Source organism: Streptomyces sp. NPDC046261 (assembly GCF_040646235.1).
Classification (GTDB): Bacteria; Actinomycetota; Actinomycetes; order Streptomycetales; family Streptomycetaceae; genus Streptomyces.
Map to the genome: position 1 here is coordinate 36,274 of NZ_JBEYZU010000031.1, position 19,388 is coordinate 55,661.

The following is a 19,388-nucleotide window of genomic DNA, read 5'->3' on the forward strand; positions in this document are numbered from 1 at the left end:
TGCAGCCCCCAAGGAGGGTTCCGTGGTACGACGCGTGCTGGACGACCGGCTGACGGTCGTGGGCGCGGCCCTGGGCGGCGCCGCCATCGGCGCGGCCGGTCTGGAGATCCTGCGCCGGGCCGACGAGGCCGAGGCCCGCGTCTGCCGGAAGGACCCCCTTGAGGGCTGCCTCACCCTCTACCCCCTGATAGGCATCGCCGGCTGGATCGCCGTGGCCCTGGCCGGCTTGCTGATCCTGCTGTGGGTCCTGCGGGTCAGGCCCCTGGCGGGTGCCGTGGCGGCGTGCATGGCGCTGTCGCTGTGCACCATGATGCTCTGGGCCGAGGTGGGAGAGCTCGCCCGGTCCTGGCTCTTCTACGTGATGAGCGCGGCCGGCCCCGCTCTGGTCTCCGCCCTGCGCTCGCCGCGCATGCGGCGCCCGGCGGCGGTCGTGCTCGTCGCCCTGCTCGTGCCGCTGCTGGTGTGGATGGGCTGGCGGAGCCTCGCCTGACCCGTCCCGGCGCTCACCGCCGGAAGGTGAGGCGCAGCAGGCTCGCATGGCCCTGCTCGAACAGCCGTACCGACGCGCGCAGATACCGCTCGTGGTCCGCCGTCGTCTCGTCGCCGACGAGGGCGACGGCCCGCGCTCTGGCCGCCAGCAGCCGCGCCAGCCAGCAGCGGCAGGTCCGGGCGTAGTCCTCGTGGTCGTTGCGCACCCGGACACACGTCAGGATGCCGGAGCCGGCCTCATGGATTTCGGCGAGGCCCGGCGGCTGGGCGCCGGGGAAGAGCGTGAGCGCCATGAGCATGGCGTCCCGGGCCGCCTGCGGGCCGTCCGGTGGGTATCCCTGGGCGACGGTCTCGAGACAGAGCCGCCCGCCGGGGCGCAGCCATGAGCGGCACCGGGTGAAGAAGGCGCGGTAGCAGGCGACTTTCTCCTCGCGGGACAGCTCCAGTCCGGCGATGTGTTCGAACGCGCCGGTGCACAGGATCGCGTCGTACCGTGCGTCGGGCCGGTGATCCGCCCAGCCCTCCAGCCGTACCTCGCAGCGGGCCGCCCGCTGCTGTGCCCGGGCGGCCTGCCGCTGGTCGAGGGTGAGACCGACGGCATGCCCGACGCCGTGGACGCGCACCAGGCGTTCGAGGGTGGCGCCCCACCCGCAGCCGATGTCCAGCACGCGGGCGGCCCCGCCCGCCGCCGCCTGCGCCGCGTGGTGGTCGATCCTGCGGATCTGGGCGTCCTCGAGGGTGTCGCCGTCGGCCCACAGGGCGCAGGTGTGGCTCATCGTCCTGCCCAGCCACAGGGCGTAGAAGTCGTCGGGAAGGCCACTACTCCTGCGCGCCGGCATCGCCCCGCTCCCCGTCCGGTACGGCCACGCCCTGGGGCTCCGGTTCCCGCGGTGCCTCCAGTTGCTTCGGTGCGGCGCGCTGCGGCGGGATCCGGCGGGCAGGCTCGTCGCCGTCCCCGCCGGCGGCCAGGCCGAGCCGCAGGTGGATGATGCGGGCGATGTCGGCGATCGTGCCGTCGCTGCGCAGCAGTTCCATGGGGGAGATGTCGATGTCGTACTGCTGCCGGAGCGAGGTGAGGACTTCGGTGGCCATGAGGGAGTCGACGCCGTAGGTGTCGATCCTGCGGTGGTGGTCGATCTGCTCGACGGGCAGCTGGGCGACGTCGGCGAGCCCCTTGGCGAGCGAGTCGGCGATGTACTTCTGGGATTCCTCGGGCGGCATTTTGGCGAGCTTGGTGAGGATCTCGTCGCGGGTCGGGGCCTGGTCGGTGGCCAGCACGGGGACCAGGACGGCGAAGCGCGGCACGTCCACGGTCCGCAGGAGTCCGCGCAGCGAGATCCAGTTGTAGCGGCCGGTCCCCGCCACGTCCCGCTCGCCCGTGAGGAACTCCTCGACGACCTCGAACGCCTCCCGGGGCAGGACCGGCTCGATCCCCACCTGGCTCATGGTGTCGAGGAGGTTGTTGCGGGCGACGTAGCCCGTCTCGCCGACCGCCCCCAGGGCGACGGCCGTCGCGGGCAGGCCGTCGTGCCGGCGCTTGCGGGTCAGCGCCTCCAGGTAGAGGTTGCCGGCCACGTAGCTGGACTGGGCCAGGTGACCGACGGTGGCGACGATGGAGGAGTAGGCCAGGAACATCTCGAGGGGCAGGTCGCGGGTCGCGGCGTCGAGAACCGCTCCGCCGCCCATCTTGGCGGCGAGACCGGCCCGGAACCGCTCGTCGGAGAGCTTGGCCAGGAAGCCGTCGTCCAGGTACATCGCGGAGTGGACGACTCCGCGCAGGGGGTGTCCCCGTTCCCCGGCCTCCGCGACCACCTGCCGGATCCCGGCGGCGTCGCAGACGTCCAGGGCGTAGGCCCGTGCTTCGACGCCGCGGGCGGCCAGGTCGGCCAACAGGGCGGGGGCTTCGGGCGAGTCGGCGCCCCTGCGGCCGACGAGGGCGAGGTGGCGCGCGCCGCGGTCGGCCAGCCAGCGGGCGCTGGCCGCTCCGAAGCCGCCGAGGCCGCCCGTCACCAGATAGGTGCCCCGGGGGTCGAAGGCCGCGGGCCGTACGGCACGTTCGACCGTGAGCGGCTCGTCCAGGTCGTCGAAGGCGACCACGACCTTGCCGATGTGTCGCGAGTGCTGCATGAGCCGGAACGCCTCGGTGACGCGCGCGGCGGGGTGGACGCTGTGCAGCAGCGGCCGGTAGCGGCCGCACCGCACCAGCGAGGCGACCTCGGCGAACTGTTTCCTGGCCAGCTCGGGGTCGTGGAGGAGCCTGCTGAGGTCGACGCCGAAGAAGGCGATGTTCCTGTCGAACGGGCGCAGCCGCAGCGGCTTGTCCTCGTGGATGTCGCGCTTGCCGAGCTCGATGAAGCGGCCGCCCGGGCGCAGCGCCTCGAGTCCGCGCGGGATGGCCTCGCCGGCCAGGGAGTTCAGTACGACGTCCACGCCGCGGCCGCCGGTGATCTCGCGGATGTCCTCGGCGAAGTCGAGGGCGCGGGAGTCGAGGACGTGCTCGACTCCCAGCACGCGCAGCAGGTCGCGCTTGACGCCGCTGCCCGCCGTGGCGATGACGTGCGCGCCGCGCCGGCGGGCGAACTGCAGGGCCGCGAGGCCGACGCCGCCCGTGGCCCCGTGCACCAGGACCGTCTCGCCGGCGGCGAGCCGGGCCAGGTGGCCCAGCGCGTAGTGGACGGTGAGGAAGACCACGGGCAGGGTGGCGGCCTCGGTGAACGTCATCCTGTCCGGCATCCGGCCGAGGGCGTGCTCGGTGGTGACGACGTGGGAGGCGAAGGTGCCGGGCGCCAGGCCGAAGACGCGGTCCCCGGGGGCGACCGTGGTCACGCCGGGGCCGGTCGCTTCGACGACCCCCGCGCATTCCATGCCGGGCCCGGGCTGGCGTGCCAGCCGCTGGGCCGCCTCGACGGGCGGCAGGACCCCGACCGTCTGCATCAGGTCCCGGTAGTTCAGGGCCGCCGCGCGCACGGCGACGACCACTTCATCGGGGCCGGGTTCGGCGGGGGCCTCGGTCTCGGTCCAGGCGAGCCGGTAGGCGAGCCCCGGGTCGCGGACCTGGAGTGCGTAGGCGGGCACGTCGCGGCTGTCGGCGGTGCCCTGCGGGGTCTCGGTCACGTCGACCGCCCGGGGGACGAAGCGTCCTGCGGCGGTGAGGGCGATCTCGTCCTCGTCGGTCGGGGTGAGCAGCTCGCGGACCACGCGGTGGCCGTCACCGGCGGGGTCGTCGGCGGTGCGTTCCAGGGAGAGCCGTCGCACCGTCAGCCGGGGGTGTTCGTTGGCCAGCGTGCGGGTGATGCCCCAGGTGGCCGCGTCGAGGGGGACCGCGGGGCGTTCGGGGGCCGGCAGGGCGCCACTGGGGCGGGACACCAGCCACAGGGTGCACCGGGCCCCCTCCGGCAGCCCTTCGACGGCTGCCGCGAGGGCCCGCAGCACCGACGCGCGGCGGGTGGTGATGTCGAGCAGGTCCTCCGGTGGCGTCTGCCGGCCTCCGCTGTCCAGGATCAGGACGACGCTGACGTCGCCCGCGTCCTGGGGGATCAGCTCTTCCCATTCCTGCCGGGAGCCGGGAGCGGCGGGCGCCCGCAGGCCCCGGCCGCCGGCGCCGTCGAGGGCCAGGGCCACCGCGTCGAGCAGTTCCCCGTCGTCGGTGCCCTCGCCGGCGACGATCCATGTCGTCGTCCGCTCCGCGGCCGGCAGGGCCGGGACGGGAACGGGGCGTTCGGGGGCGGCGGCCAGCAGGACGGACCCGTGGGCGTCGGAGAGGCGGCGCCCGTCACCGGTGCGGACCACGTCGGTGAACCCGCACTCCCGCAGCAGCTCCGGCCAGCGCGAGGCCGACAGCAGCAGGGTGTCAGGGCGTAGGTCGCGGTCGGTGGGGCTCCAGAAGCTCTCCAGGGCGCCGAAGAACAGGATGATGCTCTCGGTGTCGTGCTGTTCGATCAGCAGGAGCTGCCCCCGGGGGGCCAGGAGGCGGCGCACCCGGGCGAGGGAGCGCCTGAGGTCCTTGGCCGTGTGCAGGGCATTGGACGCCACGATCAGCTCGAAGCCGCCGTCGGTCAGCCCCTGTCCGGCGGGGTCGGCGTCCAGGTCGTAGGTGCGGTAGTCGACGAAGTCGTAGGCAGCGAAGCGTTTCTCGGCCCGGCCGAGGAAGAGCGGGGAGAGGTCGGTGAAGACGTAGCGCGTGCGCTCGGGGGGCAACAGCGGCAGCAGGGCGGCCGTGGTGCCGCCCGTGCCGGCGCCGATCTCCAGGACGCGCAGCGGCCGGTCGGCGGGCCAGCGATCGGTCATCGCCGTGAGGAGCGCCTGGGCCAGGCGGTTGTGGAAGCGGTACCACGGGGCGATGTCGAAGAAGTGCTCCATCAGGTCGGCGCCGCCTTCGGCGAGGAGCCCGAGCGGGTCCCTCGTGCCCCGCAGCACCTCCGCCAGGTTCCGGGCGTGGCTGGCCGACAGGGCAATCTCGGCCGCGTAGGCCGGGAAGTCGCCCACCAGCCGCTGGACGGCCTGCCGTGCCGTCACGTCGCGGGCGGTCAGCCGCCACAGGCCGTCCTGTTCGCGCTGTGCCAGGCCACGGCGTTCGAGGAAGTCCAGCAGGTACGCCCACAGCCGGCGCAGATGCGGTGCCACGTCCGGGGCGACGACCGCGTCCGGCGCGAAGGGTGCCGTGGCGTCGGGCAGGGATTCGGCGATGAACTCCGCGACACCGAGCGCCACGACGTGTTTGTGGCACGGTCGCGCCCGCTCGTAGCGCAAGCTCCGCCATGCGGTGCGCAGTTCGTCGATGCGCGGCTGTGCGGCGGTCAGGATGTCCGTCGGCGGGGGCAGCGGCGAGGGGGCGGCGGGGACGTCCGGGTGGGGCTGGGCCCGCATGACGTTCGCATGGCGGCTCAGCGTTGTCGAGCGCAGGCCGTCGAAACGCCGCAGCCGGCATCCCTCCAGCTCGGCCATGACGGTGCCGTCGGGGTCCGTGACGGTGACGTCCCAGCAGATCTCCGTCCAGGTGCGGCCGCGCTCGCGCAGGTGGAACAGGCCGTCGGCAGGGGGTGCCTGCCAGACGCGGACGGCATCGATCGCGCCGGGCAGGAAGGCGCTCCGGCGGCGCAGGTCGCCGGTCATGAGCGGGAGCCCGGCCTGGAGCGCCCCGTCCAGCAGGGCGGGGTGGGCCTCGTAGTCGTCACAGGGCGCCTCGTGCCGGTAGGCGGCGAGGACTTCGCCGTCGCCGACGTGCAGGGCGCGCAGGGTCCGGAAGGCCGGTCCGTAGTCGAGCCCGGCGGCGGCGACGGTCGCGTAGAGCTCCTGCGGGTCCGCCTGCCGCCCGCACCGCTCGCGGACCGCCGTGACGTCGAGGGGGGCGGGCCGGGCGCGCAGCAGCCGGCGTACGCGGCCGCGGGCGTGGTGCACCGGGTCTCCCGCGAGTCCGGTGGCGCTGGTGACGGTGACCGCGCCGTCGTCCGAGGACAGCTGCGTGTACAGGTGGGTGTTGGCCGGGTTCTGCCAGGGGACGGGGAGCGCCCTGGTGATCTCCAGGTGCTCCAGTTCGGCCCGGGCGCCCAGCACCCGCCGGCCCGCGGCCAGCGCCATTTCGGCGTAGCCGGTGGCGGGGACGACCACCGAGCCGCCGACGCGGTGGTCGGCCAGCCAGGGGACGAGCACGGGCTCGACGGCGCCGCGCCAGGTGGGCTCGTACAGTGGCATCCGGTCGCCGAGCAGCGGGTGGTCCACTCCCCCGTCGCGGAAGTTGCCGGACCAGGCGCCGGGGGAGCCGTTCCAGTGCCGCTGCCGCTGCCAGGGGTAGGCGGGCAGGGCGGCGACGCGTCCGGGGACGGGGAAGTGGACGTCCCAGGCCAGGTCGGCGCCGGCTGCGGCCAGTGCGGCGACGGCGGTGTCCAGCGCCGCCGGTCCCTCGCCGTCCTTGACGAGGGTGGGCACGACGGCCACGGGGGTGGTGCTCTTCTCCGTCAGCCGGCGCAGGTAGGGCCGCAGGATCGGGTGCGGGCCGATGTCGACGATGACGTCGTGGCCCTTGCCCAGGAGGTACTGGACCGCCGGGGCGAACAGGACGGGTTCGCGGACGTTGCGCCACCAGTACGCGGCGTCCAGCTCGGTGCCGTCGACGGCGGCGCCGGTGACGGTCGAGACCATCGGGATGCGGACGGGCGTGGGCCGCAGCCCCGCGAGGGCGGCCGTCAGCGGCTTTTCGACGGGGTCCATGGCGGGGCTGTGGAAGGCGTAGTCGACGTCGAGGACGGTGCAGGCGACGCCGTCGCGTGCGAGCTCGTCCGCCAGCGCGGCGAGCCGGTCCGCGGGGCCCGAGACGGTGACGTCCCGGCCGGTGTTCACGCAGGCGACCGTGAGCCCCGGGTGGCCCTCGACCGCCTTCTCGGCCCGCTCCCGTGGCAGGGCCACGGCGGCCATGCGTCCCGTGCCGGCGGTGGCGGCCTGGGCGCTGCCGCGCGCGGCGATCACACGGGCGGCCTCGGCCAGGGTCAGGGCACCGGCCACGTACGCCGCCGCGATCTCGCCGACGCTGTGGCCCACCACGGCGGCCGGTTCGACGCCCCGGCGCCGCAGCACCTCGACGAGGGCGACCTGCACGGCGAACAGCAGGGGCTGGGAGACGTCCGTGGCGCCGATGCGCGTGGCGAGGGCGGGGTCGGTCAGGACCCGCACCACGGACCATCCGGTGTGGGGGTACAGCAACGCGTCGACGCCCTCGACGGCCTCACGGAACACCGGATCCTGGGCGAGCAGGTCCACGCCCATGCCGGCCCACTGCGCCCCGTTGCCGGAGAACGCGAAGACGACGCGCCCGCGGCCGACGCCCTCGGCCACCGCCGCGGCGTGCCCGGAGCTGGCGGGGGCCTCGGCGGCCTGGGGGGTGGCCGTGTCACCGTCGGAGGTGCCCTCGCCGGCCGCCTCCGTCTCCTCGCCTTCCGGGACGTCCTGGGCCGCCGCCGGCTCCTCCGGGCCCGCGAGCCGGCCGGCGAGCGCGGTGAGGTGGGCGGCGGCGTCTTCGGGGTCGGTGGCCAGGACGGCGGCGCGGTGCGGGTGGTGGCCGCGGCGCAGGCAGGAGGTGTAGGCGAGGTCGTAGAACTCGTGCGGTCCGGCCTGCGCCATGCGGTCCGCGGTGCGGCGGACCGCTTCGGCGAGCGCCTCCCGGGACCTGGCGGAGACGACCACCGGGCGGGGCGCGTCGGGCGGGGCCACGGCAGGGGTGGTGGCGGGTGGCGGCGGAGCGAGGATGACGTGCGCGTTGGCCCCGCCGAATCCGAAGGAGTTGACGCCGACCACGCCCCGCCGGCCGATGTCCGCCTCCCGGCAGTCCAGCGCCGGTGCCAGCCGCAGCGCCGCGAAGTCGACGTGGGGGTTGGGCGGTTCGGCGTGCAGGGTCGGTGGGATGACGCCATGTCGCAGCACGAGCAGGGCCTTCAGCAGGCCCGCCATGCCGGAGGCGGGCTCCAGGTGCCCGAGGTTGGACTTGACCGAGCCGATCGGGAGCTCGCCGCGGGTGCGCCGGCTGCCCAGGGCGCGGCCGATGGCCTCGCACTCGATGGGGTCGCCGACCGGGGTCCCCGTGCCGTGCGCCTCCAGGTAGGCGAGGTCGTCGGGGTCGATGCCCGCCCGGTCGTACAGCTGCCGCAGCAGGCTCTCCTGGGTCTCCACCCGGGGCAGGGCCAGCCCCGGCGTGCGGCCGTCGCTGTTGGAGGCGCCGTCCACGATCACGGCGTGGACGCGGTCCCCGTCGGCCACCGCGTCGGCCAGCCGCTTCAGGACGACCACCGCGCCGCCCTCGGCGCGTACGTAGCCGTCGGCGCCGGCGGAGAACGACCGGCACCGGCCGGTCGGGGAGAGCATGGACGCCTGGGAGAAGCCCACGTAGTGGTAGGGGCTCAGCAGCAGGTTGACGCCGCCGACCAGCGCGGCGCGCGCGTCTGCCGCCCGCAGGCTCCGGCATGCCTGGACGAGCGCCACGAGCGCGGACGAACAGGCGGTGTCGACGGCCAGGCTGGGGCCGCGCAGGTCCAGGAAGTGGGAGATCCTGTTCGCGGCGATCGACGAGGCGGCACCGGACATGGTGTACGCGTTGACGCTCTCGGTCATGAGCAGTTGCAGCGCGCCGTAGGAGTGGTCGGAGATGCCCACGAAGACGGCCGTGTCGGATCCGGCCAGCTTCCGCGGGCCCAGGCCCGCGTCGTCGCACGCCTCGGCCGCCAGCTCCAGCAGGAGCCGCTGCTGGGGGTCCATCTGGGCGGCTTCCTTCGGCGAGATGCCGAAGTAGTCGGCGTCGAAGCCGCCGATGTCGTCGAGGAAGCCGCCCGCGTCCGTGTAGCTCTTGCCCGGCCGGGGCATCGACGGGTCCACGAACCGCGTGGCGTCGAAGCGGTCGGCGGGGACGCTGGTGATGAGGTCGCGACCTTGGCGCAGCGCCTGCCACAGCCCGTCGAGGTCCGTGATGCCGCCCGGCAGCCGGCAGGAGGCGCCCACCACGGCGATCAGCTCGTCGGCGGCCACTGTTCCGTATCCGTCAACGCCCATGGTTCTCAGCCCTTTCGCCAGCAGAGAGCAACCGGTCGCGACGCGACGCTGATATCAGTTGCCTTCCGGAACGGGCACAAACGGGCAATACCCCCTTCGCATGAACCACGCGAAAGCGTGGGCGAATTGCCGACAAACCCTTTGTGAGGCACGGGATTTGGGACGTCGCGAGTGCGGATACGGCACCGTTGGCGCCGTCACCCCGGAACTCATCCGTGTGGGTGATACCGATAGAGGGGTGGCTGTCCCTTACGTGGGCATCCAAGCCTTTGGCGTGGAACGAGAAGTCCGAGGAGGGGGGCGTCGTGAGCCGAACCGGACGGAGGCCGCCCGAGGGCCGAACGGCCTGGCGCAAGGCCGCGCTTGTCGCTCTGCCGGCCGTGGCGGCCGTCGCGGCGATGTCCGTCGGCATGGCGGAAGGGGTGCTGGCCTCGTCCTTCGCGGTGTCGGGCAAGGCTTTTCAGGTGTCGTCGGGCCGGCTGTCGAGCAAGGGGCTGGCCTCGTTCGTCGACGTCGACCGGTCCGCCGGCGGGGATCAGCACCCCGGCGCCCTCCTGGCCATCGGCGACGCGCGGCTGTCGGACCTCTGCCAGGCCGCCCGGGTCGAGACGCCGGTGGGCACGGTGGTGTTCAAGCTGAAGGCCGGCGGCCGTGCCGGGGAGATCGCCGTGCGCAATCTGGTGCTGCACAGTCAGGATCTCTCCGGGGACGCGGAGTTCGGCGACGTGGAGATCGGCCGGGACGCCTCCACGCTGGACCGGGTGCCCGGCGTGCGGGGCGAGCCGGGGCGGTTCGGCCTGCAGGCCGGAGATGTCACGGTGACCGGAGTGCGGTCGCACGCCTGGTCCGCCACCGGCGGCGACTTCCATCTCAAAGGGCTCACCCTCGATGTGAGCCTCAACGGCCGGGCGTGCTTCTGAGCACGGCACCGGGCCGCGTCCCGCGCGGCGCGCGGGCCCTGCGCGGCTGGCGGCGCAGCCGCCCGTTCTGGGCGGGGGCCCTGCTGATCCTGGGCGGCGCCGAACTGCTCGTCGTCCCGCTCGCGCCGTGGACCGTGCTGGTCGGCATGGGCCTCGGCGGCATCGCCGCCCTGGGCATCGGGGCCGCGCTGGTGGCCGCCGGCCTGTTCCTGTGGTTCCTTCCGCACACCCACCACTACGTGGGCATCCACGCGGTGATCCTGGCGGTGGTGTCCTTCGCCGCCACCAACCTCGGCGGTTTCCTCGTGGGCGCGCTGCTCGGCATCGCGGGCGGTGCGATGGGCTTCGCCTGGACGCCGGTGACCCCGCCGGAACCCCCGGAGCACCGCTCCCCCACGCCGCCGGGACCGCCCAGGAGCCTCGCGGCCGTGCTGCCCGTCGTGCTGCTGGCCGGCCTGGCCGTCCCCCCACGGGCGGACCGGGCGCCAGGAGCCGTGACGGCGCCCCGTACACCCCCGACGGTGACCACGACGCGGTTCGCGCCCCACGGCCTGATGCTCGCCGGGGTCGAGACCGTGCGCACCGTCGACGGCCCGCGCCGGGTCATCGTGCTGCGCATGCGGGCGGCCTCGCTCTCCGACTACCGGCTGCGCACCCACGACGGCGGGGACGAACTCGCCCTCGACGTGGCCGACCTGCGGCTGAGCGGCGACGTCACGCTCTACCTCACCCGCTTCAGCGGCTGTGTCCAGGGCCTGGTGTGCACCACCTTCGCCCCCGACGCCCTGCCCGTCCCCCCGGTCGTACCGCCGTTCGTCTTCATGACGGACGTCGACGCCGAGCAGGCCCTCGTCACCAGCGACACGATCGTCGCGGACGGGCTGCGCATCGGGCCGGCTCCACCAGGCGCGGTGGGACGGGACCGCCCCGGCCGGCGGGTGCCGGCCGGGGCGGAACGCGGGTGACCTGACGGGTCAGGCGAGGGTCGCGATGGCCTCGTTGAACGTCTTCGACGGACGCATCACGGCCGAGGCCTTGGCGGCGTCGGGCTGGTAGTAGCCGCCGATGTCGACCGGCGAGCCCTGCACGGCGATCAGCTCGTCGACGATCGTCCGCTCCTGCTCGACCAGCGTCGCGGCGAGGGCCGAGAACGCCTCGGCGAGCTGGGCGTCGTCGGTCTGCTTGGCCAGCTCCTGGGCCCAGTAGAGCGCCAGGTAGAAGTGGCTGCCGCGGTTGTCGATGCCACCGAGGCGGCGGCTGGGCGACTTGTCCTCGTTGAGGAACGTGGCGGTCGCGCGGTCGAGGGTGTCGGCGAGCACCTGGGCGCGCGCGTTGCCCGTGGTCTGCGCGAGGTGCTCGAAGCTGACCGCGAGGGCCAGGAACTCGCCCAGGCTGTCCCAGCGCAGGTAGTTCTCCTTGACGAGCTGCTGCACGTGCTTGGGCGCGGAGCCGCCGGCACCGGTCTCGAACAGACCGCCGCCGTTCATGAGCGGGACGACCGAGAGCATCTTGGCGCTCGTACCGAGCTCCAGGATCGGGAAGAGGTCGGTCAGGTAGTCGCGCAGCACGTTGCCGGTGACCGAGATGGTGTTCTCGCCGCGGCGGATGCGCTCCAGGGAGAACGCGGTCGCCTCGACCGGCGACATGATCTCGATCTGCAGACCCTCGGTGTCGTGCTCGGCGAGGTAGGTGCGGACCTTCTGGATCAGCTGCGCGTCGTGCGCGCGGCCCTCGTCGAGCCAGAACACGGCCGGGACGCCGGTCGCGCGGGCACGGGTGACGGCGAGCTTGACCCAGTCCTGGATCGGCGCGTCCTTGGTCTGGCACATGCGGAAGATGTCACCGGCGCCCACGACCTGCTCGAGGACGACGTTGCCGGCCTCGTCCACGACGCGCACGGTGCCCGTGGCGGGGATCTCGAAGGTCTTGTCGTGGCTGCCGTACTCCTCGGCCTTCTGCGCCATCAGACCGACGTTCGGGACCGAGCCCATGGTCGCCGGGTCGAAGGCGCCGTTGGCGCGGCAGTCGTCGATGACGACCTGGTAGACGCCGGAGTAGCTGCTGTCCGGGAGGACCGCGAGCGTGTCGGCCTCCTGGCCGTCCGGGCCCCACATGTGACCGGAGGTGCGGATCATCGCCGGCATGGAGGCGTCGACGATGACGTCGCTCGGGACGTGCAGGTTGGTGATGCCCTTGTCGGAGTCGACCATGGCCAGGGCGGGGCCCTCGGCGAGCTCGGCCTCGAAGGACGCCTTGATCTTCGCGCCCTCGGGCAGGGCCTCCAGGCCCTTGAGGATGCCGCCGAGGCCGTCGTTCGGGCTCAGGCCGGCCGCGGCGAGCGCCGCGCCGTGCTCGGCGAAGGTCTTCGGGAAGAAGGCGCGCACCACGTGGCCGAAGATGATCGGGTCGGAGACCTTCATCATCGTGGCCTTCAGGTGCACGGAGAACAGCACGCCCTCGGCCTTGGCGCGCGCGACCTGCGCCGTGAGGAACTCGCGCAGCGCCGCGACGCGCATGACGGACGCGTCCACGACCTCGCCCGCGAGGACGGGCACGGACTCGCGCAGGACGGTGGTGGTGCCGTCGTCACCCGCGAGCTCGATGCGCAGCGAGCCGGCCTCGGCGATGACGGCGGACTTCTCGGTGGAGCGGAAGTCGTCGGTACCCATGGTCGCGACGTTGGTCTTGGACTCGGCGGTCCAGGCGCCCATGCGGTGGGGGTGCGCCTTGGCGTAGTTCTTCACCGAGGCGGGGGCACGGCGGTCGGAGTTGCCCTCGCGCAGGACCGGGTTGACGGCGCTGCCCTTGACCTTGTCGTAACGGGCGCGGACGTCGCGCTCCTCGTCGGTCTTCGGGTCGTCCGGGTAGTCCGGCAGCGCGTAGCCCTGCTGCTGCAGCTCGGCGATCGCGGCCTTCAGCTGCGGGATCGAGGCCGAGATGTTCGGCAGCTTGATGATGTTCGCCCCGGGAGTCTTCGCCAGCTCACCGAGCTCGGCGAGCGCGTCGTCGATACGCTGGCTCTCCTCGAGACGCTCCGGGAAGCTGGCGATGATCCGCCCGGCCAGGGAGATGTCACGGCTCTCCACCGTGACCCCGGCCGTCGAGGCGTACGCCTCGACCACGGGGAGGAACGAGTACGTCGCCAAGGCCGGAGCCTCGTCGGTGTGGGTGTAGATGATGGTCGAGTCAGTCACCGGGTGCTCCGCTTCACGTCTGTAACATTGCTCGACATCAAGATATATCCTGCGTCCCCCTCCCCCGGCCCTGCCCCCACCACGACGGGCGCGTGGCCCGGGCGGGCGGCCTAACCGAGCTCGGCGAACCGCTCCACCGCCGCCGTCTTGCCGGTGACGACGATGATGTCGCCGGGTTCGACGACGGTCTCGGCCGTGGCGTGGGTGAAGTCCTCGCCGGGTCGTTTGATGCCGACGACGGTCACCCCGTACTTGGTGCGGACCCGGCTCTCGCCGAGGGGCATTCCGGTGGCGACGTGCGGGGCGCTGGTCTTCGCCAGGGCGTAGTCGTCGTCGAATTCGATGAAGTCCATCATCCGGCCGGTCACCAGGTGGGCGACGCGCTCGCCCATGTCGTGCTCGGGGAGTACGACGTGGTGGGCGCCGAGCCGTTCCAGGATCCGGCCGTGCTGCCGGCTGATGGCCTTGGCCCAGACGTTGGGCACGCCTGCTTCCAGGAGGTTGGAGGTGACCATGACGCTGGCTTCGACGTCGGTGCCGATGCTGACGACGGCGCTGCTGAAATCGTGCACGCCGAGCTGCTCGAGGGCCATGGCGTCGGTGCAGTCGGCCGTCGCCGCGTGGGTGATCTCCTCGCTGAGCCTCTGGACCAGTCGCGGGTCGGTGTCCACGCCCAGGACGTCCCAGCCCCGGCGCATCAGTTCGTGGGCGAGTGAGCTGCCGAACCGGCCGAGGCCGATGACGACGACCCGCTGCTCGCCGGTGGGGCGGGCCCGCCGGGTGGTCGGTTCCGTACGGCGCAGGCGTCGGCGGAGGGGGTTGCGGTGCTCAGCCAATGACGGGTCGCTCCTCGGGTAGCTGGTAGCGGCGGCGGTGCTCGCGCAGCGCCAGGGCCGACACCAAGGTGACCGGCCCGAGCCGGCCGACGAACATCAGGGCGATGAGGATGAACTGGCCGGACGTGGGGAGGTCCGGGGTGATGCCGGTCGTCAGGCCGACGGTGCCGAAGGCCGAGACGATCTCGAAGAGCACCGCCGCCAGCGGCTTTCCGGAGACGGTGAGGAGGGCGAGGGTGGCGACCATCACCAGGCCCACGCCCAGCAGGGCGACGGTGAGGGCCTGGCGGAGCACGGACGGCGCCAGGCGTCGCCCCATGACCTCGGCGGCGGGCTCGCCGCGGACTTCGGCGAGCATGGCGGCGGCCAGCACGGCGAAGGTGGTGACCTTGATGCCGCCGGCGGTGCCCGCGCTGCCGCCGCCGACGAACATCAGCATGCAGGTCGCCAGGAGCGTCGAGGGCCGCAGGGCGCCGATGTCGAGCGCGTTGAAGCCGGCGGTGCGGCTCATCGCCGAGTGGAAGAAGCCGTTGAGGACCTTCTGGTCCCAGTCCAGGGGGCGCAGGGTGCCGGGGTTGGTCCATTCCAGCAGGCAGGTCAGCACGGTTCCGGCGATCAGCAGCAGGGCGCTGGTGAGCAGGGTGAGCTTGGTGTGCAGCGACCAGTTGCGCTTGCCCTGGGTGCGCTTGCGGCGCCGGTGGCGCAGCAGCTCCAGCAGGACGGGGAAGCCGATTCCGCCGAGGATCACGGCGAGCGCGACCGGCAGCGTCACCCACGGGTCCTGCGCGTACGGCACCAGGTTGTCGACGCGCAGCCCGAACCCGGCGTTGTTGAAGGCCGAGACGGCGTGGAAGAACCCGAGGTAGACGGCGTCGCCCGCGCCGTGGCCGTACCCGAAGCGGAAGCGCAGGGCGAGGACGGCGCCCACGCCGGCCTCCACGATCAGCGTGCTCCCGGCGACGCCGAGCAGCACGCGCCGTACGTTGCCGATGTCCAGGCTCTTCGTCTCCGCCTGCGCGGTCAGCTGCAGCCGTAGCCGCATCCGGCCGGAGATCAGGAGCGCCAGCAGCGAGGCCATGGTCATGATGCCGAAGCCGCCGACCTGGATCATCGCGAGGATGACGCCTTCGCCGAAGCCGCTCCAGTAGGTGCCGGTGTCCACGGTGACCAGCCCGGTCACGCAGACCGCGGAGGTCGCGGTGAACAGGGCGGTGACCCAGTCCGTCCCGCCCCCGCGCTCGGCGGCGGGCGGCAGCGCCAGGAGAACCGCCCCGGCCAGGATCACCAGGCCGAAGGCGAGGACGAGGGTGCGGGCGGGGTGGACGACGAGCAGCGACCGCAGCGCCCGCCGCAATCGAGCCAGCCGACGACCCGCCACCTGCCGACCTCCTGTCACCGGTCGCTGTCAGGCCCGCACCCTACCCGGACATACCGCGTATACCGGTACATTGCGCCGATCGGTGGGCCCGTTACGCGCCCTCGGCCTGGCGCCGGTAGACCGAGCGGTGCAGCTGGTCCTTCGCCGGGCCGGTCGCGTACCAGCGCAGGTGCCACTCGTCCGGGGAGACGACGGTGAACGTCCCGTCGTAGAGGTCACGGGCGCAGGGGTGGCGGGCGGTCCACCGGCCGGTACGAAGGTCCAGGTCGTGGAACGGCCGGCCGTCGGCGAAGGTGACCTCGGCCGTACCGTCGGGCCGCGGCAGCAGCCCGAGCGTCCGGCCGGCCCGGTTGACGGAACCGTTCCAGGTCAGCTCGCCCTGCTCGACGTGCAGAACGCGGGCGCCGTCGCCGGCCGCCCGGAATTCGGCCGTGCCGTGAAACGTCCCCTGGGCGCCGGTGGCCAGGTCGAGCAGCGTACGGTCGACCGTCCACCGCCCGGACAGATAGGCCACGACGTCGGGTACCGGATGCGGTGCCGCATCGCTGACGGGGACCGGATCGTGGGCGGCGCGATTCACCGCCTCATTATCGCCCACCGCCGCATACCACCACGGCGCCGCGAACACGCACGGCTGTCACCCGCCCCCAGCCCGTAACTGTGATCGTGTGATCGCGTTAGCCCATCCGACTGAGGAAGTGGAATCCGACGGGTTCCCACCGCATCTTCTGAAAAGACAAGGGCGTACCAGTGAGTGCACTGAAGCGATTCGCAGTTCTGTCCAGCATGGCCGCGGCGATCCTGGTGTCCCCCGCGGGCATCGGGGCCGCGAGCGCCGACACCATCGACGCGGGGGCGGGCGGCATGCTGTCCAACATCCTGGGCAAGAACTCCTCGGGTCACTCCAACCTGTGCGGCGCCAACAGGATGGGACTCCTGAACGAGCGGACGTGCGTCAACCGTCACGCCTCCCACCACGGCGACGACCACCAGGTCACCGGCCCGAGCGGCGGCCTGCTGTCGAACATCGACTCCCGCAACGCCTCCGGCAACAGCAACAACTGCGGCACCGAGACCGTCGGCATTCTGAACCACACGACCTGCATCAGCGAAGAGAAGTAAGGCCGCGCGGGGCACCCGGCAGCCGCCGGGTGCCCCACCGGGCCGCTGTCCTGGCGGGCGATTTCCGCCAGGGCCCATCCCTCATGTAATATTCATGCCGCGCGCCGCTAGCTCAGTTGGTTAGAGCAGCTGACTCTTAATCAGCGGGTCCGGGGTTCGAGTCCCTGGCGGCGCACAGAGAAGGAAAGCCCCCGCCATTCACCGGCGGGGGCTTTCCCTTTTCCGAAAATCATGTGCGGATCAGGAACCCGGTTGACAGGCTGGGGTCATGAACCACCGGCACGACGACACCCCCGGCCCCTCCACCACGCCCCGCCCGACACAGTGGGTGACCACGCCCATCACCGCGGACCTCCTGCGCGGCGCCCTCGACCTGGAGCGCACCGAGCACGGCGTGCTCCCGCACCGGCTGCCCGCCCGGGCCCGCGCGCAGTGCGCCGACGGGCAGCTGGCCATGGCCGAGGCCCAGCCCTCCGGCGTACGGCTGGTGTTCCGCAGCCGGGCCACGGCCGTCGAGCTGGACACGCTGCGCACCAAGATGGCCTACCAGGGCGCCCCGCCCCGGCCGGACGGCGTGTACGACCTGCTCGTCGACGGCCGGCTGGCCGGCCAGGCCGGGACGACCGGCGGCAACGTCCTGATGGTGGACATGACCACCGGCTCCGCGGAAACCCGGCCCGGCCCGGTCGGCACGGTCCGCTTCACCGGTCTGCCCGACGGTGAGAAGGACATCGAGATCTGGCTGCCGTACAACGAGATCACCCAGCTGGTCGCGCTGCGCACCGACGCCCCCGTCGAGCCCGTGCCGGACCGGGGCCGCGAGGTGTGGCTGCACCACGGCAGTTCGATCAGCCACGGCTCCGACGCCGCGAGCCCCACCGCGACCTGGCCCGCGCTGGCCGCCTCCCTCGGCGGCGTGGAACTGATCAACCTGGGCCTGGGCGGCAGCGCCCTGCTCGATCCGTTCACCGCCCGCGCCCTGCGCGACACCCCCGCGGACCTGATCAGCATCAAGATCGGCATCAACCTGGTCAACACCGACCTGATGCGGCTGCGTGCCTTCGCCCCGGCGGTGCACGGCTTCCTCGACACCGTCCGCGAGGGCCACCCCACCACGCCCCTGCTGGTCGTCTCGCCCGTTCTGTGCCCCATCCATGAGGACACCCCCGGCCCCAGCGCCCCGGACTTCAGCGACCTCAGCGCAGGGAAGCTGCAGTTCCGCGCCGCCGGTGACCCCGCGGAACGCGCCGCCGGAAAGCTGACGCTCAACGTCATCCGGGACGAGCTCTCGCGCATCGTGCGCCAGAGGGCGGCCGACGACCCCCACCTGCACTACCTCGACGGCCGAGAGCTCTACGGCGAGGCGGACTTCGCCGAACTGCCGCTGCCCGACCAGCTCCACCCGGACGCCGCCACCCACCGCCGCATCGGCGAACGCTTCGCCGAACTCGCCTTCTCCCCCGGCCGCCCGCTCGCCACCGAGCGCGCCTGACGGCACGGCAACCGGCTCCGACCCTGGCGCCCCGGGCAGTCCTGATGTCGCATCAGGCAAGTACTAGGGTGTGGCCGGTCATCGCGCCACCGCACGGAGGAGCCACACATGCAGCAGCCCGTTCTCGAGACGTTCCCGGCGAGTGGCCGGCGCGTCCTGGTCACAGGCGCCGCGCGTGGGCTCGGGCGGGCGGTGGCGCACGCCTTCGCGGCCAACGGCGACCGGGTCGCCGTGCACCACGGCGCGAGCCGCGAGGAGGCGGAGGCCACGCGCGCGAGCCTCCCGGGCAGCGGGCACGCCTTGGTCGGCGGCGACCTGGCGGACCCGGACGAGACCGCCTCACTCGTGGCGGCGACGGAGAAGGCGCTCGGCGGCATCGACGTCCTGGTGAACAACGCCGCCGTCAACGCCCCACACCCACCCGTCGACACCGCCTACGCCGAGTGGTCCGCCGCATGGCAGCGGCACACGGCCGTCAACCTGTTGGGCACGGCGAACGTCAGCCACCTCGCCGCCCAGCGGATGATCGCCCAGGGCACGGGCGGCCGCATCGTGAACGTCGGCTCGCGCGGGGCCTTCCGCGGTGAGCCCGACCACCCGGCGTACGGGGCGACGAAGGCCGCCGTGCACGCCCTCGGCCAGTCCCTGGCCGTCGCCCTCGCCCCGTACGGCATCGCCGTCACCTCGGTCGCGCCCGGCTTCATCGAGACCGAGCGGGTCGCGCACCGGCTCGCGGGCGCCCGGGGCGAGGCGATCCGCGCGCAGAGCCCGTACGGCCGCGTGGCCGCGCCGGACGAGATAGCGGCGGCGGTGCTGTGGTTCGCCTCGCCGCAGGCCCAGTGGAGCTCCGGCGCGGTGCTCGACCTCAACGGGGCGTCATACCTGCGGACATGAGGTGCGGCCCCCGGCCGGGGGCTTACGCGGTTCCTCCCTTTTCGTCGTCGACGATCTCGGCGTCCACGACCTCGTCCTCCGGGCCCGTGCCGCCGGGCCCGGGCGTACGCGCGCCCGTACCCTCGGTGCCCGCGGCGGCCTGCGCGGCCTGGGCGTCGGCGTACATGGCCTGGCCGAGCTTCTGGCTGACCGCGGCGACCTTCTCGGTCGCGGTGCGGATCTCCGCTGTGTCCTCGCCCTTGAGCTTCTCCTTCAGCTCGGACACCGCGGTCTCGACCTCGCTCTTGACCTCGGCCGGAACCTTGCCCTCGTTGTCCTTGAGGAACCTCTCCGTCTGGTAGACCAGTTGCTCACCCTGGTTACGGGTCTCGGCGCCCTCCCGCCGGCGGCGGTCGTCCTCGGCGTGCTGCTCGGCCTCGCGCATCATGCGGTCGATCTCGTCCTTGGCGAGCGAGGAGCCGCCGGTGACGGTCATCTTCTGCTCCTTGCCCGTGCCCAGGTCCTTCGCGGTCACGTGCATGATGCCGTTGG

Annotated in this window: 13 protein-coding genes and 1 tRNA gene; 7 read left to right on the forward strand and 7 right to left on the reverse strand. The window is 73.0% G+C overall.

The window, feature by feature from the left end:
* Positions 1-22: 22 nt before the first annotated feature.
* The gene (locus ABZ956_RS29605) at positions 23-490 is read left to right on the forward strand and encodes a hypothetical protein (protein ID WP_361900249.1); all 468 of its coding nucleotides are present in this window, start codon (positions 23-25) and stop codon (positions 488-490) included.
* A gap of 13 nt (positions 491-503) precedes the next feature.
* On the opposite strand, the gene ABZ956_RS29610 is transcribed toward ABZ956_RS29605, so the two are convergent.
* Both ABZ956_RS29610 and ABZ956_RS29615 read right to left on the reverse strand, forming a co-directional pair.
* Positions 504-1,328 carry a class I SAM-dependent methyltransferase gene (locus tag ABZ956_RS29610; protein WP_361900252.1) on the reverse strand — a complete coding sequence of 275 codons (825 nt, stop codon included), beginning with the start codon at positions 1,326-1,328 and terminating at the stop codon, positions 504-506.
* On the reverse strand, positions 1,309-9,021 hold the full coding sequence (locus tag ABZ956_RS29615; protein WP_361900255.1) for an SDR family NAD(P)-dependent oxidoreductase: 7,713 nt from the start codon (positions 9,019-9,021) through the stop codon (positions 1,309-1,311). The genes ABZ956_RS29610 and ABZ956_RS29615 overlap by 20 nt, the downstream gene beginning before the upstream one ends.
* 305 nt (positions 9,022-9,326) lie before the next feature.
* On the opposite strand from ABZ956_RS29615, the gene ABZ956_RS29620 reads away from it, so the two are divergent.
* Positions 9,327-9,941, forward strand: a complete 615-nt coding sequence (locus ABZ956_RS29620) for a DUF6230 family protein (RefSeq protein ID WP_361900258.1) — start codon at positions 9,327-9,329, stop codon at positions 9,939-9,941.
* Positions 9,932-10,906: a DUF6114 domain-containing protein gene (locus tag ABZ956_RS29625; RefSeq protein ID WP_361900261.1), complete on the forward strand. Its 975-nt coding sequence runs from the start codon at positions 9,932-9,934 to the stop codon at positions 10,904-10,906. Before ABZ956_RS29620 ends, ABZ956_RS29625 begins: the two co-directional genes overlap by 10 nt.
* Before the next feature lie 9 nt (positions 10,907-10,915).
* Here the strand turns inward: ABZ956_RS29625 and ABZ956_RS29630 are convergent, their stop codons facing one another.
* From ABZ956_RS29630 to ABZ956_RS29645, 4 genes are all read right to left on the reverse strand, one after another.
* Entirely contained in the window at positions 10,916-13,135 is a 2,220-nt protein-coding gene (locus tag ABZ956_RS29630; RefSeq protein WP_361900264.1) for an NADP-dependent isocitrate dehydrogenase, read from the reverse strand.
* A 110-nt stretch (positions 13,136-13,245) separates the two neighbouring features.
* Positions 13,246-13,971, reverse strand: a complete 726-nt coding sequence (locus ABZ956_RS29635; protein WP_361900266.1) for a TrkA family potassium uptake protein — start codon at positions 13,969-13,971, stop codon at positions 13,246-13,248.
* Positions 13,964-15,349: a potassium transporter TrkG gene (locus tag ABZ956_RS29640; RefSeq protein ID WP_361900269.1), complete on the reverse strand. Its 1,386-nt coding sequence runs from the start codon at positions 15,347-15,349 to the stop codon at positions 13,964-13,966. The genes ABZ956_RS29635 and ABZ956_RS29640 overlap by 8 nt, the downstream gene beginning before the upstream one ends.
* A 91-nt stretch (positions 15,350-15,440) precedes the next feature.
* Positions 15,441-15,929, reverse strand: coding sequence for a DUF6314 family protein (locus tag ABZ956_RS29645; protein ID WP_361900272.1), 489 nt, complete (start codon positions 15,927-15,929; stop codon positions 15,441-15,443).
* Between the two features lie 170 nt (positions 15,930-16,099).
* Between ABZ956_RS29645 and ABZ956_RS29650 the strand changes: the two genes are divergently transcribed.
* The 4 genes from ABZ956_RS29650 to ABZ956_RS29665 all read left to right on the forward strand — a co-directional run bounded on the left by ABZ956_RS29650 (position 16,100) and on the right by ABZ956_RS29665 (position 18,857).
* Positions 16,100-16,471 (forward strand): hypothetical protein, encoded by a 372-nt coding sequence (locus tag ABZ956_RS29650; protein ID WP_361900275.1) that lies wholly within the window; start codon positions 16,100-16,102, stop codon positions 16,469-16,471.
* A gap of 101 nt (positions 16,472-16,572) precedes the next feature.
* A tRNA-Lys gene (locus tag ABZ956_RS29655) sits at positions 16,573-16,646 on the forward strand.
* 93 nt (positions 16,647-16,739) lie between these two features.
* The gene (locus tag ABZ956_RS29660; protein ID WP_361900278.1) at positions 16,740-17,963 is read left to right on the forward strand and encodes a GDSL-type esterase/lipase family protein; all 1,224 of its coding nucleotides are present in this window, start codon (positions 16,740-16,742) and stop codon (positions 17,961-17,963) included.
* A gap of 108 nt (positions 17,964-18,071) precedes the next feature.
* The gene (locus ABZ956_RS29665; protein WP_361900281.1) at positions 18,072-18,857 is read left to right on the forward strand and encodes an SDR family oxidoreductase; all 786 of its coding nucleotides are present in this window, start codon (positions 18,072-18,074) and stop codon (positions 18,855-18,857) included.
* A 22-nt stretch (positions 18,858-18,879) separates the two neighbouring features.
* On the opposite strand, the gene ABZ956_RS29670 is transcribed toward ABZ956_RS29665, so the two are convergent.
* A partial coding sequence (locus tag ABZ956_RS29670) for an Hsp70 family protein (RefSeq protein ID WP_361900284.1) occupies positions 18,880-19,388 on the reverse strand: 509 nt, incomplete at its 5' end.